We start from the raw sequence: 14,127 nt of genomic DNA, 5'->3' as shown, positions 1-14,127 counted from the left end.
GATTTGACTGGCAGGCTGCGGCCTGCCTTTTGTCGTTTGAGGTTTGCATGATTGAGATAGAGAAGGTTTGCGTCGATTTTCCCGCAGGCCGCGGGAGCGCAAGCGCTACGCGCGCCGTTGATACAGTCTCGCTGCGCATCGCCGCAGGCGAAATTTTTGGCATTGTTGGTACCAGCGGCGCGGGCAAGAGCACATTGCTGCGCACAGTAAATGCACTCACGCGTCCCAGCCAGGGGCGCGTAAATATTAATGGCGTGGAAATCTCCGCGCTGAATGGCGCTGCGCTGCGTCAGGCGCGTCAGCGCATTGGTATGATTTTTCAGCACTTTAATCTGATGCACACCCGCACGGTGGCGCAAAATGTGGCCTTTAGCCTGAAAGCAGCGGGCTGGGAGCGCAGCAAAATCGCTCCGCGTGTAGCGGAAATCCTGCAACTGGTTGGGTTGAGCGATAAAGCGCATCGTTATCCGGTACAGCTAAGCGGTGGGCAAAAACAGCGTGTGGGTATCGCGCGTGCGATTGCCAACCATCCGGATGTATTGCTGTGCGACGAGCCGACTTCCGCACTGGATCTGGAAACTTCCGCCACCATTCTGGCGCTGTTAAAACAGATCAACGAACAACTGGGGATCACGATTGTGCTGATCACTCATGAAATGAATGTGATCAAATCGATCTGCGATCGTGTGGCGGTAATGTCAGGCGGTAAAGTGGTGGAAGAGGGGGAAGTATTTGATATTTTCGCCCATCCACAGCACGCATTCACCCAACAACTGGTATCGCACACGTTGAACCTGACGCTACCGGAACGTTTACAGCAACATTTACCGGGGCAATTGCTGAAGATCCTGTTTATTGGCGACTCCGCTGAACAGCCGGTGCTCTCTGATGCGGCGGTGAAGTTTGGCGTGGCGGTGAATATTCTGCACGGCAAAATTGAGTATATCGGCGAGCGCGCGCTGGGGATGCTGGTGGTGCAATTGTCGTCGGCTGAAAATCCGCATCGGGTGGCAGAAGCCGTTGATTACATTCGCAACCGTACCGCACAGGTGGAGGTGATTCGTGGATGATTTACTGGCCGATTTAAGCCTGGCCTTTGGCGAAACTTTCCAGATGTTGAGTATCTCGACGGTGCTGGCGATTGTTGGCGGTTTGCCGTTAGGTTTTTTGATTTTCGTAACCGATCGCCACCTTTTCTGGCAGAATCGCGCGGTTTATTTAATCAGCTCTGTGCTGGTTAATATCATCCGTTCGGTGCCGTTTGTCATCCTGCTGGTGTTGCTGCTGCCGTTAACCCAATGGCTGCTCGGCAATACCATTGGGCCGATTGCCGCTTCCGTGCCGCTGTCTGTTGCGGCTATCGCTTTTTACGCCCGGCTGGTCGATAGCGCACTGCGTGAAGTGGATAAAGGGATTATCGAGGCTGCCGAAGCCTTCGGTGCCAGCCCGCTACGCATTATCTGTACGGTGCTGCTGCCAGAGGCCAGCGCTGGCTTACTGCGCGGTCTGACTATCACGCTGGTGAGCCTGATTGGCTACTCGGCCATGGCGGGGATTGTCGGCGGCGGCGGCGTGGGCGATCTGGCGATTCGTTACGGCTACTATCGTTATGAAACGCAGGTGATGATTGTCACCGTGGTGGCGCTGATCGTGCTGGTGCAGGTGGTGCAGATGCTCGGTGACTGGCTGGCAAAACGCGCCGATAAGCGCGATCGTCATTAATATTCCACGAGCGGGTTCATGTCGTCGGCCCGCTCAGCGGGCCGACCGATGAATTGTTGCCTGCCACCGGCATTACTGCTGGTTATTTTGTGCCGCCAGCCAGGCGGCCGTTTCATCGAAATTGCCGCGGAAGATAATATCTTTCGCGCGTTTTTCTAACTGATAGCGATACATCGGGTCGTAATACTCTTCAAGCAGCGGCACGAGCCACGCAAAGTGCGCGCTTGTATTACCGGTGCGCTGTTGTTGAATCAGCGCTTCCTCCTGGTGGGCGCTAAGCTGTGCGAAACGCTGTAACCCAAGGCGGCGGCGAATCGCAAACAGACCGTGGCGCAGATACTCTGCGTAAGCCTGCCAGCCTGCTTCTTCACCATCGCGCTGGATAAAGGCTTGTGACATCTGCAAAAAATAGTCGTTACGCAGGCGCTCAAGCCGTTGCTCAAACGGCTCTTCCACCACCGCCAGCGGCGATTGCGCCATGCGCTCACGCAGTATTGCTGGCAGATGGTTCGCGCCAATCGCGTGCCCTTCATCCTCCAGCAGCCAGAAAGTGGGGGACGTTTTCAGCAGTGCCGCAGCCAGTTGATTTTCAAAACTGGCCTGCGAAAGTTGCGCTTGCAGCGTACGGCCAAACGAGGAGCCGCGATGGCGGGCAAGCCCTTCAAGATCGATCCCGTTACGCCGGGACGCCACCAGTAACGTTTTGCCACTGCCGGTACAGCCGCCAATCAGCAACAGCGGGCGCTGCAAACGCTGATGTATCGCCTCTATTGCTGCCTGACGCAGTATTTTGTAGCCGCCAGTGACCAGCGGATAGTCAACTCCTCGCTCGCGTAACCACTGCTGTACAATGTGCGAACGCTGACCACCGCGTGCGCAGCACAGATAGCCGCGCGGATTTTGCGCGCAAGCCTGTAGCCATGCCTGCATTCGTTGTTCCCGTAATTCGCCCTGAACCAACTGATGGCCCAGACGCAACGCTGCCTCCGGCCCCGCTTTTTTGTAACAGGTGCCGACGGCGGCGCGCTCGCTGTCATTCATCAACGGCAGGTTAATGGCGCCAGGAAGAGCACCCTGTTGAAATTCAACCGGTGCGCGGACATCAATAAGGGGAGTGGTATCACGCAGGATAGTCAGGTAATCCGTCGTGTCGTTCATGGGGCTTCCTTCTGCAAAACACTGGCGGTAACCGCCGCGTGCAGATTTTACGCCTGAAGTGGCGGAGATCAAAGGCAGGGGAAGAGGGCTATTTTATCTGCGTTCGGAATATTGTTGTGATATTCAAAATCCTACCCGGATTCAATCTCTGGAAGGGCGTTGTGGGAAAAAGGTTTTTATTTGGCGATACTTAATAAGATTAAATATCTTATTAAAGACGAGTATTATCTGATTAATTAATAACAATTATCTTGTGGTTTATTTACCTGTAAATTATGTTTTATGTGTAATTTTTAATTAAAGTAAAATAGATAAGGATAAGCTATGTTTAAATGGTTTAAGCGGTTTGGACGGTTGTGTTGCGGGCCTAAAGATAAGGAGGCGCCCGCTTACTTTTATTATGATATAGGAACGAGCTTTAAATGTTGGTTCACCGATCCAGGCAAAAATAAATTCTCATCATTTTATTATTATGACACGGAAACGACTGAGTTTTGCCGAATTCGACTGGAATTGAACCGTCGAACGAACAGCCATGATGATGGAAGAACCTCCGTTTTTTATCGCAATAATAGAATAGTTGGTTTTTCATCACGTGATGACCTTGATATTAGCCCGCGCGCTTGGCACATTCAAAATACATCATCAGGTAGCCGATTATTTTATAAAAACCATCTGATTCTGGAGACGGAGCCAGGGCCGAATGCGCAAAATGTTTATGACTGTTCTGATACGAGCCCATTCATCCATGCAGGAAATCCGGTCATTCCTCTTGAAGACGCCGTTTTACCTCCCGGCGTCATGATGGAACATTTACTGCATTTAGCCAGAGTATCTACTTCCTGGAAGCGCGATCTTTATCTTACGGCTAAAGATGCCACCCCTAATCAACTGGCGTATAAAATTCTGGCGGCAGTCAATATCCCTCTGAATACCTCGAATGTGTCGAATGCTTGACGCGATCGCTTCGGGGCTTACGTTTGATTTATCGGCAGGAGTTTATACTCGGTTCGGATCCAAATGTTCGGGAGAAATATATCTACGATAGTTCCAATACGCGAGAGGGAATTCACAAAGGAAACGCCATTATTTCCTCATTCGAGGTCATATTACTGCCCAGCATCCGGAAATATCATTTGCTGAAATTAGCGAAAATTGCCGTTATGTGGAAGAAAGATATTTACCTGACGTCAAAAAATGCAACCCCTGAGCAGTTGGCAAATAAAATTCTGGCGGAGATTAATTTACCTCAGATGATCTGTAATGTTGTGGCGCGAAACTGATACGTGTACAGGACGTTTATGAAAGCAGCTTGCTTCAAAGGAACGCAGCAAGCGAAAATTGAAAACGCTGGCGATGACCGCCAGCGTAAATCGATAGCTTACTGCAGTTTTGACTGCGCCCAGGCGATGCCGCTGGCATATTCCGGCGGTAACAGCGGAACCAGCGCTTCCAGCGTGGCGCTCAGACGGGCGGTGTCGCTGTCGTTGAGGTTCAGGTGACCCACTTTACGCCCCGGACGCACCTCTTTGTCGTACCAGTGCAGATGCACCAGCGGCAGCTTCAGCCAGTCGTAATTGAGATCGCTGCCAATCAGGTTGATCATCACCGACGGGCTATTGACCACTGGCGGCGGCAACGGTAAATCCACTATCGCGCGCAGATGCAGTTCAAACTGACTGATTGAGGCACCGTTTTGCGTCCAGTGGCCGCTGTTGTGAACACGCGGCGCCAGCTCGTTAATCAGCAGCCCGGCCGGGGTGACAAAGCACTCCATCGCCATTACGCCGACGTAGTTCAGCTCGTGCATGATCGCCGAAAGCATCTCTTCGGCCTGCTGCTGCTGTTCGGCGTTGGCCTGCGGGAAAACCACGCTGGTACGCAAAATGCCATCCTGATGCAGGTTGTGCGTCAGCGGATAAAACACTGTGCTGCCATCATGACCGCGCGCGCCAACCAGTGACACTTCACCTGAAAAGTTGATGCCCTGCTCGACGATGCACTCGCCGTAGCACTCTTCCGGCAGTTGATCGGTATCGGTAGCTCGCAGACGCCACTGGCCGCGACCGTCATAACCGCCGACGCGGCGTTTGACGATGGCCAGCTCGCCCAGACGCGAAAACACGCCCGGCCACTCGCTTTTCTCCGCCAGCAGTTGCCATGGCGCAGTGGCGAGTTGCAGTTTGTCAAAGAGTTGTTTCTGCGTCAGGCGATCCGCAATTACCGGAAATACGTCGCGGTTTACAAACGCCGGATGACGCGCCAGTTCGCGGGTCAGCGCCGTTTCCGGCCAGCGTTCAATTTCCGCCGTGATCACGCTCTGCTGAACCGGCACCGCTTCCGGCGCTGCGTCCAGCCCGACCGGCCACACAGCAATGCTCAGCGGCTCACCGGCCTGGCGCAGCATGCGGCCAAGCTGGCCGTTACCTAATACGCAAACCTGCTTCATGCCGCACCCCGGGGATCCGGATTGTCCAGCACTTCGTCGGTCTGGGTTTTACGCCACTGCGCCAGACGCTGATGCAGTGCAGCATCGTGCTGGGCGAGGATTTGCGCGGCCAGCAGCGCCGCGTTTGCCGCGCCAGCTTTGCCGATCGCCAGTGTACCAACAGGAATACCGCGCGGCATCTGGACGATAGAGTAAAGGCTATCAACGCCGCTCAGCGCGGCACTTTGTACTGGTACACCCAGCACCGGCACCAGCGTTTTGGCCGCAATCATCCCTGGCAAATGCGCCGCGCCGCCAGCACCGGCGATAATCACCTGAAAACCGTTCTGCTCTGCGCTTTCGGCGAAGCTAAACAGTTTATCCGGAGTGCGGTGTGCGGAGACGATTTCAACATGGTGCGGGACGTTCAGGGTATCAAGGATTTCTGCGGCGAACTGCATGGTTGCCCAGTCGCTTTTCGATCCCATAACAATGGCGATGCGCGCCGGTTGGTTGCTTGAAGACATGCGTCTCAAAACTCCTGTGGGTGTACTTCAGACGACAAAAGAGGGCACAGAGAATAGCACGTAAAATGGCGAAGGAAAACGGTTGCGTGGCGATGTTTTGCGCGTTTGCCGCCATCCTGGCGTTGTTATTCAGAAGGGAAAAAAGCGCAGTTCGACACCGGTTTCGCTAACGCGCACCATTGAGCCTTCGCTGTGCCAGGCACCGAGAACGGCGCGATAAGCCGGAGCGTTATTGGCCGTCAATTCATGTACTGCCGGGCGATGCGTATGGCCGTGGATCAACCACTGAACGCGGTACTTTTCCATCGCGTCGATGACGGCTTGCGGGTTCACGTCCATGATCGCCTGCGATTTACTGCTGTTAGCGGCTTTACTTCCGGCGCGCATTTTCGCGGCGACACGACGGCGGATGAACAGCGGTAGGGCGAGAAACAGGGTTTGTATCCACGGCGTGTGGACTTTTTTACGAAACGCCTGGTAACCGGCATCGTCGGTACATAGCGTATCGCCATGCATGATCAATACCTTGCGGTTATACAGGTCAAGCACTTGCGTTTCCGGTAGCAGTTGCATACCGCTTTGGCGGGCAAAGCGTTTGCCGAGCAGGAAATCCCGGTTGCCGTGAATGAAGTAACAGGGTACGCCGCTTTCAACCAGCGATTTGATGGCGCTGGCGATTTGCTGGTGCAGCGGATTGGGATCGTCATCGCCGATCCAGGCTTCAAACAGATCGCCCAGAATATAGAGCGCGTCCGCCTGGCGAGCCTCACCGGCTAAAAAACGCAGAAAACCGGCGGTGATCGCCGGTTCTTCTGTTTGCAGGTGCAAATCTGCAATAAAGAGTGTCGCCACGCTTACTCGCTGACGGTCACGTTTTCAATCACAACGTCTTCTTTCGGAACGTCCTGATGCATGCCGCTACGACCGGTGGAAACGCCTTTGATTTTGTCAACCACATCCATGCCTTCAACCACTTCGGCGAAGACACAGTAGCCCCAGCCTTGCAGGCTTTCGCCGCTGAAGTTCAGGAAGTCGTTGTCTGCCACGTTGATGAAGAACTGCGCAGTTGCGGAGTGCGGCGCCTGAGTACGCGCCATTGCCAGCGTACCACGGCTGTTTTTCAGACCGTTATTGGCTTCGTTTTTGATCGGATCTTTAGTGACTTTCTGATTCATACCCGGTTCGAAGCCGCCGCCCTGAATCATGAAGCCGTTGATAACACGGTGGAAAATCGTGTTGTTATAGAAACCTTCACGGCAGTAGTCCAGGAAGTTTTTAACTGTTTCAGGCGCTTTATCGTCAAACGTTTTGATTACGATGTCGCCGTGATTAGTGTGGAAAGTAACCATTATTGCATCCTGTTCTGATAGTGTAGTGCACAGACCCGCCAGTGGGTCAGAGATAGTCGCCTGTTATAGCATAACCGCGAGGTGGGATCACCTTGCAAAGTGTGCTGCTTCGGGTTTGAATTACGGGTAATATATGCGGTTTTCGTTCCACACACGTCCAAATGGAATCTTCGATGTTAAAAATCTTTAATACACTGACGCGCCAAAAAGAGGAATTCAAACCTATTCATGCCGGGGAAGTCGGCATGTACGTGTGTGGTATCACTGTTTACGATCTGTGTCATATTGGCCACGGCCGCACTTTTGTGGCTTTCGACGTGGTTGCACGTTACCTGCGTTTTCTCGGCTATAAGCTGAAGTATGTGCGTAACATCACCGATATTGACGATAAAATCATTAAACGCGCGAATGAAAACGGCGAAAGCTTTGTTGCGCTGGTCGATCGTATGATCGTCGAGATGCATAAGGATTTTGATGCGCTCAATATTCTGCGTCCGGACAGCGAGCCGCGCGCGACGCACCATATCCACGAAATTATTGAAATCACCGAACGCCTGCTGGAACGCGGCCACGCTTATGTGGCTGACAACGGCGACGTGATGTTCTCCGTGCCGACGGATCCGAGTTACGGCCAGCTTTCGCGCCAGGATCTGGATCAGTTGCAGGCGGGGGCGCGCGTGGAAGTCGCTGACGTCAAACGCAACCCGATGGATTTCGTATTGTGGAAAATGTCCAAGCCGGGCGAGCCGAGCTGGCAGTCGCCGTGGGGCGAAGGGCGTCCGGGCTGGCACATTGAGTGCTCGGCGATGAACTGCAAACAGCTCGGTTCACATTTCGACATTCACGGCGGCGGTTCTGATCTGATGTTCCCGCATCATGAAAACGAAATCGCGCAGTCTACCTGCGCCCATGACGGCGAGTACGTGAATTACTGGATGCACTCCGGCATGGTAATGGTTGACCGCGAAAAGATGTCCAAATCGCTGGGTAACTTCTTTACCGTGCGCGACGTGCTGAAGTATTACGACGCGGAAACCATCCGCTACTTCCTGATGTCCGGTCATTACCGCAGCCAGTTGAACTACAGCGAAGAGAACCTCAAGCAGGCACGCTCTGCGCTGGAGCGTCTCTACACCGCACTGCGCGGTACGGACAGCGCCGTGCCGGCGGAAGGCGGCGAGGCGTTTGAAGCGCGTTTTGTGGAAGCAATGGATGATGATTTCAACACGCCGGAAGCTTACTCGGTGCTGTTCGACATGGCGCGTGAAGTGAACCGTCTGAAAACGGAAGATGCGCATGCGGCCAACGCGCTGGCATCACATATGCGCAAGCTGGCGGGCGTACTTGGTTTGCTGGAGCAGGAGCCGGATGTTTTCCTGCAAAGCGGTGCGCAAGCGGACGATGGCGAAGTGGTTGAAATCGAACAGCTGATCCAGCAGCGTCTGGATGCGCGTAAAGCGAAGGACTGGGCAGCGGCCGATGCGGCGCGTGACCGTCTCAACGAGATGGGCATCGTGCTGGAAGATGGCCCGCAGGGCACCACCTGGCGTCGTAAATAAGAAAAAAGCGGCTTCGGCCGCTTTTTTTATCTCTGGCGTGTTTTTCTCTGCCATTCGCTAACGAGCGCCGGATGCCGCTTATCCGGCCTGCACAACGCCGGTTAACACGAAAACCGCCATCCACCCTTTAACGCCTGCGCCACCACAACAATCCCATCACTATCACACCTGGCAGCCACACCCACAGCAACTCCGAAATGATCACCTGGTGACCATATGGCGTGGTGTAGCGTGACAGGGCAAACGGTGCGACTTTAATTACCTGCCAGGGCGCAAAGAAGCGTTCATCTGACCACGGCCACAGCCAGCCGACGCCTTTACCGCCAGTGGTTATTGAATCCAGCAGGCTGTGCGATAACAGCGAAACCGTTAAAAATGCCCAGCAGCGCAGCAGGCTGGCTTTAAACCGTTTTCGCCCAAACCACGCGACCAGCAGCGGTACGACGAAGGCAAACAGCAGCGAGTGGGTAAATCCGCGATAACGCCGCGGTTAATTACGCTGACTCGCGGGCGATAAGCTGCCCGGAGAGCGTAATGCGCTGGGTCTGTAATTCTGGTTCTTTCAGTTTGCGCAGCATCAGCCCGGCAGCCTGGCGCCCGGTCTCTTCACTGGCAGAAGAGACATAGGTGAACGAGGGCGAGGTGAGGTTGACGTGCAGCATATCCTCAAAGCCTATCAACGCAACTTGTTGAGAGAGAAAGACATCCTTGCCGATAGTGCGCCCGGTGTGGTGAATACCGGATATCGAGCCAATCATCGCCGCCGGGGAGTGACAGAGCAGGGCGGTGATGGTGTTGTTATTTTCCAGCAGTTGTCGGGTGGCGTAGCTTGCCGCCTGGGTGTCGTCGCTACAATCCGGCGTTGAACCTTCACGCAGCACCAGCCCATACTGGCTCATCGCGCTGCGAAAACCCAACAGCCGCTGCTGGCGAAGTAAATCGCCCTCAACGCCGCCAATATAGGCAATGCTGCGGTGCCCGCGTTCAATCAGGTAGCGCGTCGCCAGGCTCGCCGCCTGGCGGTTATCACGCATCACCAAATCGCAGTTTTCGTTGAGCAGTGACTGTGAAACCACTACCAGCGGAAGGTGGCACTGGCGGATCTGTTCAGGCAGCGAGGCGCTGCGCGTGTCCGAGGCGAGATAAATCACGCCCGCCACGCCCTGTTGCTGGAAGGAGAGCAGGCAGCGTTCCAGGTGCTCGCCATCATTAAGCGGCTGGCCGAGGAACACCATATAGCCCTGCTTTTCCAGCTCCTGAACGATACTGGCCATCACTTTGATGGAAAAGCTGTCGCTGAAATCGCGCAGGATAAGCCCAATCAGGTTGGAGGTGTTGGCGCGCAGGTTAGCCGCCGCGACGTTTTGTACATAGCCGAGCGCCGCGATCGCCGCATGGACTTTCTCGATCGTGGCTTCTGAGATTTTCCCTTTCTGACGCAGCACCAGCGAGACGGTGGAGACGGAAACGCCCGCCTGTTTTGCGACATCAATAATGCTGACTTTCTTCAACTCTGCTCCCTGAATTTCCTGCTTATCCGCCGGGTTAGCGCCTCGGGTAACCTGGCACAGAGGCGCCAATCCGGCATAATATTATTTGCCAATCATCGTGGACATGGTTTGTGCGATAAATTGCGCCCTCGCACCAAAAATCACCTGAATACCGCTGTCGCCCACGAACACCACGCCGCGTGCGCCCAGCCCGTTAAGGCCATCTTTATCCACCATTTCGCTCTTCGCCACTTCGAGGCGCAAACGGGTGATGCATGAACCCACGGAATCAATATTCTGCGCGCCGCCCAGCAGGCCGATAATTTCGGTCGCCAGTTCGGTATCGGTTTTATCGTCCGCCACGGCGGTCACGTCGGTACGGCCTGGCGTTTTGACATCAAAACGGCGGATCACAAAGCGGAAGGTGAAGTAGTAAATCAGCGCCATCGGAATACCGACGATAATAGCGTTCAGGAAGTTGGTCTGATAGCCGTTAAACGAAGGCAGAATGCCGAATGACAGGTAATCAATAAAACCGGCAGAGAATGATTTGGCGATGTGTGCGTGCAGCAGGTACATCGTCATATAAGCCAGGCCCGCCATGATGGCGTTAAAGACATAGAGGATCGGCGCGACAAAGATAAAGGTAAACTCAACCGGCTCGGTGATCCCGGTCAGGAAGCAAGTCAGCGCCGCCGAGAAGAGGATACCGAAAGCAATCTTTTTGTTGCGGGTCTGTGCTTCGTGGTACATCGCAAGGCAAGCCGCTGGAAGCGCGAACAGCATCAGCGGGAACTCACCCTGCATAAATTTCCCTGCGTTCTGATAAGTATCGCTGCTGAACGATTTCACCCCTTCTTCCAGCATCTTGAACCAGATAGTCTGATCGCCGTGGATCACCTGACCGGCCTGCGTGGTGTAATCGCCAAACGAATACCAGAATGAGGGGTACCAGATGTGGTGCAGGCCGAGCGGGATTAACGCGCGTTCTACCAGCCCGAAAATAAAGGTCGAAGCCGCCTGATTATCGCCGTTGACGATCACCGACAGTGCATCGATTCCCGCCTGGATGTGTTGCCAGACATACGGCAGCAGCAGGCCGAGCACAAATGACAGGAACGCCGTGGCAATGGCGACAAAGCGCTTGCCGGAGAAGAAGCCGAGAAACTCCGGCAACTGCATCGTGTGGAAACGGTTATAGCACCAGGCGGCGAGAATACCGCAGATCAGGCCGCCAAAAACGCCCATTTGCAGCGTCGGGATGCCGACCACCATGGAGTATTTTCCGCCCTGCGAGGCCATCTCCGGCGTAATGCCTAACATTGTGCCGATGGTGATGTTGGTGACAAACACCGATACCGCCGCCGACAGCGCTGCAATCCCGGATTCGGACGCCAGCCCGACAGCCGAACCGATGGCGAAAAGCATGGGCAGGTTATCAAAAATGACGCCGCCTGCATTCATCATCAGCGGCAGATGGAACTTGTCGCCGAAGGCCAGTAATAACCCCGCAGCCGGTAACAGCGAGATCGGCAGCATCAGTGCGCGACCAATCATCGATAATTTAGACAGCGATTTAACAAACCCTGATATCAGACTCATGCTGATTTCCCCCGAAGTTGCGCATATTGCGCGTTATTATTGTCAGTAGAACGTTTTAGTAGAACGTTCTACTCATCGTGAGATAAGGGCAAAAAAGCTGCAACTAAATTTTCACATTCAGCCAGATCAATTAATGATTATTTGAGGTTGATCGGTAATAAACCGTGATGATCGCGGGGTGATTAAATAAGAAAGGCCGGATGGCGGCTATCGCCTTATCCGGCCTGGAGACTCACAATTTGCAGGCGCTGATAAGTGCAGCGCCATCCGGCATTTTGGCAGATGCTCAGGCGGTGACGGTCACGCTCTGGCCGTCAAAACTCACTGTCTGACCGGCAACGATTTTGCAGCGTTTGCGCGTTTCCACCACGCCATCCACATTCACCAGACCTTCAGCAATGGCGATTTTCGCTTGCGCGCCGCTCTCACTCCAGCCTTCCAGTTTCAGCAGATCGCACAACTCTACGTGCGGGTGTTTTCCCAGGGAAAATGTTGCCATCTTATGCGCCTTCTACATCATGATATTCTTCACACGCTTGCAACGTGTTCTGGATCAGGGTGGCGACGGTCATTGGACCGACACCGCCCGGAACCGGGGTAATATACGCCGCGCGGGCCGCAGCTTCTTCATAAATCACATCGCCGACCACTTTGCCGTTTTCCAGGCGGTTGATGCCGACATCGATAACAATCGCGCCCTCTTTGATCCACTCGCCCGGAATAAAGCCCGGTTTACCGACCGCGACGATCAGCAGATCGGCGTTCTCAACGTGATGACGCAGATTTTTGGTGAAACGGTGCGTCACGGTGGTGGTGCAGCCCGCCAGCAGCAGTTCCATGCTCATCGGGCGGCCGACGATATTGGACGCGCCAATCACAACGGCGTTGAGGCCGAAAGTATCAATGTTATAGCGCTCCAGCAGCGTCACGATCCCGCGCGGTGTGCAGGGACGCAGACGCGGCGCACGCTGACACAGGCGGCCCACGTTATACGGATGGAAACCGTCAACGTCTTTATCCGGCGCGATGCGTTCCAGCACTTTCACATTGTCGATACCGGCGGGCAGCGGCAATTGCACCAGAATACCGTCGATGGTGACATCGGCGTTCAGCTTGTCGATAAGCTCCAGCAGTTCGGCTTCGCTGGTGGTTTCAGGAAGATCGTAAGAGCGGGAGATGAAACCCACCTCCTCACAGGCTTTGCGCTTGCTGCCGACGTAAATTTGCGATGCCGGGTTGCTGCCAACCAGTACGACTGCCAGGCCTGGGGCGCGTTTCCCGGCCGCTACGCGCGCCCGTACTTTTTCCGCAACCTCAGAGCGCACCTGCTGCGCAATCGTTTTACCATCAATAATCTTTGCTGCCATCAGAGAGAGGATTCCATCTGTCGTTTCAACTAAGGGGGATGTGACTATTTTGTCAGAAGCGCGGCGTGCTGTCAGTTATCGTTTGCGTATTTCACCTGCCAGGGGGAAGGCAGAGAGCGGAAAATGTCCCGCACAGTCTCGGTTTTAACGAAATCTGACAAATTAAAGGGCATCGATGTCGAAAGGCACGAAAAAGAGGTCATTGGCCGCGAGGAATGGGGCTGGAAACAGCAGGGATGGCGCGAAATTGCGCGCAGCCGTTCACTAAGCAGGCAGCCAGCGGAAAATACATTGACTCATCAGGCGCTGACCGTATAATTCCAGCCGTTTCCACCGCAAAGGTGGAACATCCGCGCAATGCGCCCTTAGCTCAGCTGGATAGAGCAACGGCCTTCTAAGCCGTAGGTCACAGGTTCGAATCCTGTAGGGCGTGCCATTAGAAACCAGCAAGTTACGCTAATTTCAATCCAGCCTGATTTCCTCTTGTGTCGTATTTGTGTCATGGTTGCCAAAATGGCATCAATTTTCCGCGCGTGTTCGGTGAGATAGTTAGGCGCAAGGTGGCATACCGACGCACCATTGCGATGTTTTCCAGTCTGATCGTGTAACACCTTACCGGCAGTTTCATTCAACACAACCCAATAGCGCGGTTTGATTTGTTGTCTCCAGACTCTACCCGCACAATGACTCGTTAAACCGGAGCGGCTTTGGTCGCTCAGCACTTTCTTTCGCCGCGCTGGCATCTTTGTGCAGCACGCTGTCCAGACGCTCATTGATCGCTTCTTCCGTGACAGCGCATCCTGTCCTTGCTAACTCCATCACTACGTAGCCGATAGCTTTCGCCATCTCATCGGAATCACTCTTATTAGCCTGCATAAGTCCACCTCAAAGCTAAGGGAATTCAACTTATCTGACTATTACTCCT

14 protein-coding genes, 1 tRNA gene and 1 pseudogene are annotated in these 14,127 nt (G+C 54.2%); 5 read left to right on the top strand and 11 right to left on the bottom strand.

Translation table 11 applies throughout. From position 1 onward, the window contains the following. Positions 1 to 47: 47 nt before the first annotated feature. Together sfbB and AWR26_RS19145 are read left to right on the top strand one after the other, a co-directional pair. The gene (gene sfbB / locus AWR26_RS19150; protein ID WP_064568125.1) at positions 48 to 1,070 is read left to right on the top strand and encodes a virulence-associated ABC transporter ATP-binding protein SfbB; all 1,023 of its coding nucleotides are present in this window, start codon (positions 48 to 50) and stop codon (positions 1,068 to 1,070) included. Then, complete coding sequence (locus AWR26_RS19145) at positions 1,063 to 1,722, top strand: methionine ABC transporter permease (RefSeq protein ID WP_007373618.1); 660 nt, start codon at positions 1,063 to 1,065, stop codon at positions 1,720 to 1,722. Before sfbB ends, AWR26_RS19145 begins: the two co-directional genes overlap by 8 nt. Positions 1,723 to 1,794: 72 nt before the next feature. Here AWR26_RS19145 and mnmH read toward each other — a convergent pair whose 3' ends face one another. Further along, positions 1,795 to 2,880: a tRNA 2-selenouridine(34) synthase MnmH gene (gene mnmH, locus AWR26_RS19140; RefSeq protein WP_064568124.1), complete on the bottom strand. Its 1,086-nt coding sequence runs from the start codon at positions 2,878 to 2,880 to the stop codon at positions 1,795 to 1,797. 324 nt (positions 2,881 to 3,204) lie between these two features. On the opposite strand from mnmH, the gene AWR26_RS19135 reads away from it, so the two are divergent. Then, a complete protein-coding gene (locus AWR26_RS19135) occupies positions 3,205 to 3,837 on the top strand; it encodes a hypothetical protein (RefSeq protein WP_139227853.1) in 633 nt (210 codons plus the stop codon). Positions 3,838 to 4,261: 424 nt separating this feature from the next. On the opposite strand, the gene purK is transcribed toward AWR26_RS19135, so the two are convergent. From purK to ppiB, 4 genes are all read right to left on the bottom strand, one after another. After that, on the bottom strand, positions 4,262 to 5,329 hold the full coding sequence (gene purK, locus AWR26_RS19130; RefSeq protein ID WP_064568123.1) for a 5-(carboxyamino)imidazole ribonucleotide synthase: 1,068 nt from the start codon (positions 5,327 to 5,329) through the stop codon (positions 4,262 to 4,264). Then, positions 5,326 to 5,835, bottom strand: coding sequence for a 5-(carboxyamino)imidazole ribonucleotide mutase (purE, locus tag AWR26_RS19125; RefSeq protein ID WP_007373622.1), 510 nt, complete (start codon positions 5,833 to 5,835; stop codon positions 5,326 to 5,328). Before purE ends, purK begins: the two co-directional genes overlap by 4 nt. 129 nt (positions 5,836 to 5,964) lie before the next feature. Beyond that, positions 5,965 to 6,687, bottom strand: coding sequence for a UDP-2,3-diacylglucosamine diphosphatase (lpxH, locus tag AWR26_RS19120; protein ID WP_064568122.1), 723 nt, complete (start codon positions 6,685 to 6,687; stop codon positions 5,965 to 5,967). Between the two features lie 2 nt (positions 6,688 to 6,689). Further along, complete coding sequence (ppiB, locus tag AWR26_RS19115) at positions 6,690 to 7,184, bottom strand: peptidylprolyl isomerase B (RefSeq protein WP_007373624.1); 495 nt, start codon at positions 7,182 to 7,184, stop codon at positions 6,690 to 6,692. A 173-nt stretch (positions 7,185 to 7,357) separates the two neighbouring features. On the opposite strand from ppiB, the gene cysS reads away from it, so the two are divergent. After that, on the top strand, positions 7,358 to 8,743 hold the full coding sequence (cysS, locus tag AWR26_RS19110; RefSeq protein WP_064568121.1) for a cysteine--tRNA ligase: 1,386 nt from the start codon (positions 7,358 to 7,360) through the stop codon (positions 8,741 to 8,743). Positions 8,744 to 8,870: 127 nt separating this feature from the next. Here cysS and AWR26_RS19105 read toward each other — a convergent pair. The 5 genes and pseudogenes from AWR26_RS19105 to folD all read right to left on the bottom strand — a co-directional run. Further along, positions 8,871 to 9,224: pseudogene (locus tag AWR26_RS19105) on the bottom strand (metal-dependent hydrolase); the annotation flags it as partial. Positions 9,225 to 9,237: 13 nt separating this feature from the next. Continuing rightward, a complete protein-coding gene (gene malI, locus AWR26_RS19100) occupies positions 9,238 to 10,254 on the bottom strand; it encodes a Mal regulon transcriptional regulator MalI (RefSeq protein WP_064568120.1) in 1,017 nt (338 codons plus the stop codon). A gap of 81 nt (positions 10,255 to 10,335) precedes the next feature. Beyond that, on the bottom strand, positions 10,336 to 11,835 hold the full coding sequence (locus AWR26_RS19095; protein ID WP_007373628.1) for a PTS transporter subunit EIIC: 1,500 nt from the start codon (positions 11,833 to 11,835) through the stop codon (positions 10,336 to 10,338). A 286-nt stretch (positions 11,836 to 12,121) separates the two neighbouring features. Next, entirely contained in the window at positions 12,122 to 12,334 is a 213-nt protein-coding gene (ybcJ, locus tag AWR26_RS19090; RefSeq protein ID WP_064568119.1) for a ribosome-associated protein YbcJ, read from the bottom strand. Position 12,335: 1 nt separating this feature from the next. Then, positions 12,336 to 13,202, bottom strand: a complete 867-nt coding sequence (folD, locus tag AWR26_RS19085) for a bifunctional methylenetetrahydrofolate dehydrogenase/methenyltetrahydrofolate cyclohydrolase FolD (protein ID WP_007373630.1) — start codon at positions 13,200 to 13,202, stop codon at positions 12,336 to 12,338. A 359-nt stretch (positions 13,203 to 13,561) separates the two neighbouring features. Here folD and AWR26_RS19080 point away from each other — a divergent pair. Beyond that, a tRNA-Arg gene (locus AWR26_RS19080) sits at positions 13,562 to 13,638 on the top strand. Between the two features lie 236 nt (positions 13,639 to 13,874). Here AWR26_RS19080 and AWR26_RS19075 read toward each other — a convergent pair. After that, positions 13,875 to 14,078 (bottom strand): hypothetical protein, encoded by a 204-nt coding sequence (locus tag AWR26_RS19075; RefSeq protein WP_064568117.1) that lies wholly within the window; start codon positions 14,076 to 14,078, stop codon positions 13,875 to 13,877. Positions 14,079 to 14,127 lie beyond the last annotated feature (49 nt).

It is taken from the genome of Kosakonia oryzae (assembly GCF_001658025.2).
In the GTDB taxonomy this organism is placed as follows: Bacteria; Pseudomonadota; Gammaproteobacteria; order Enterobacterales; family Enterobacteriaceae; genus Kosakonia; species Kosakonia oryzae.
The sequence above is the reverse complement of the archived record's forward strand: the minus strand, read 5'-3'. Positions and strand labels throughout refer to the sequence as shown.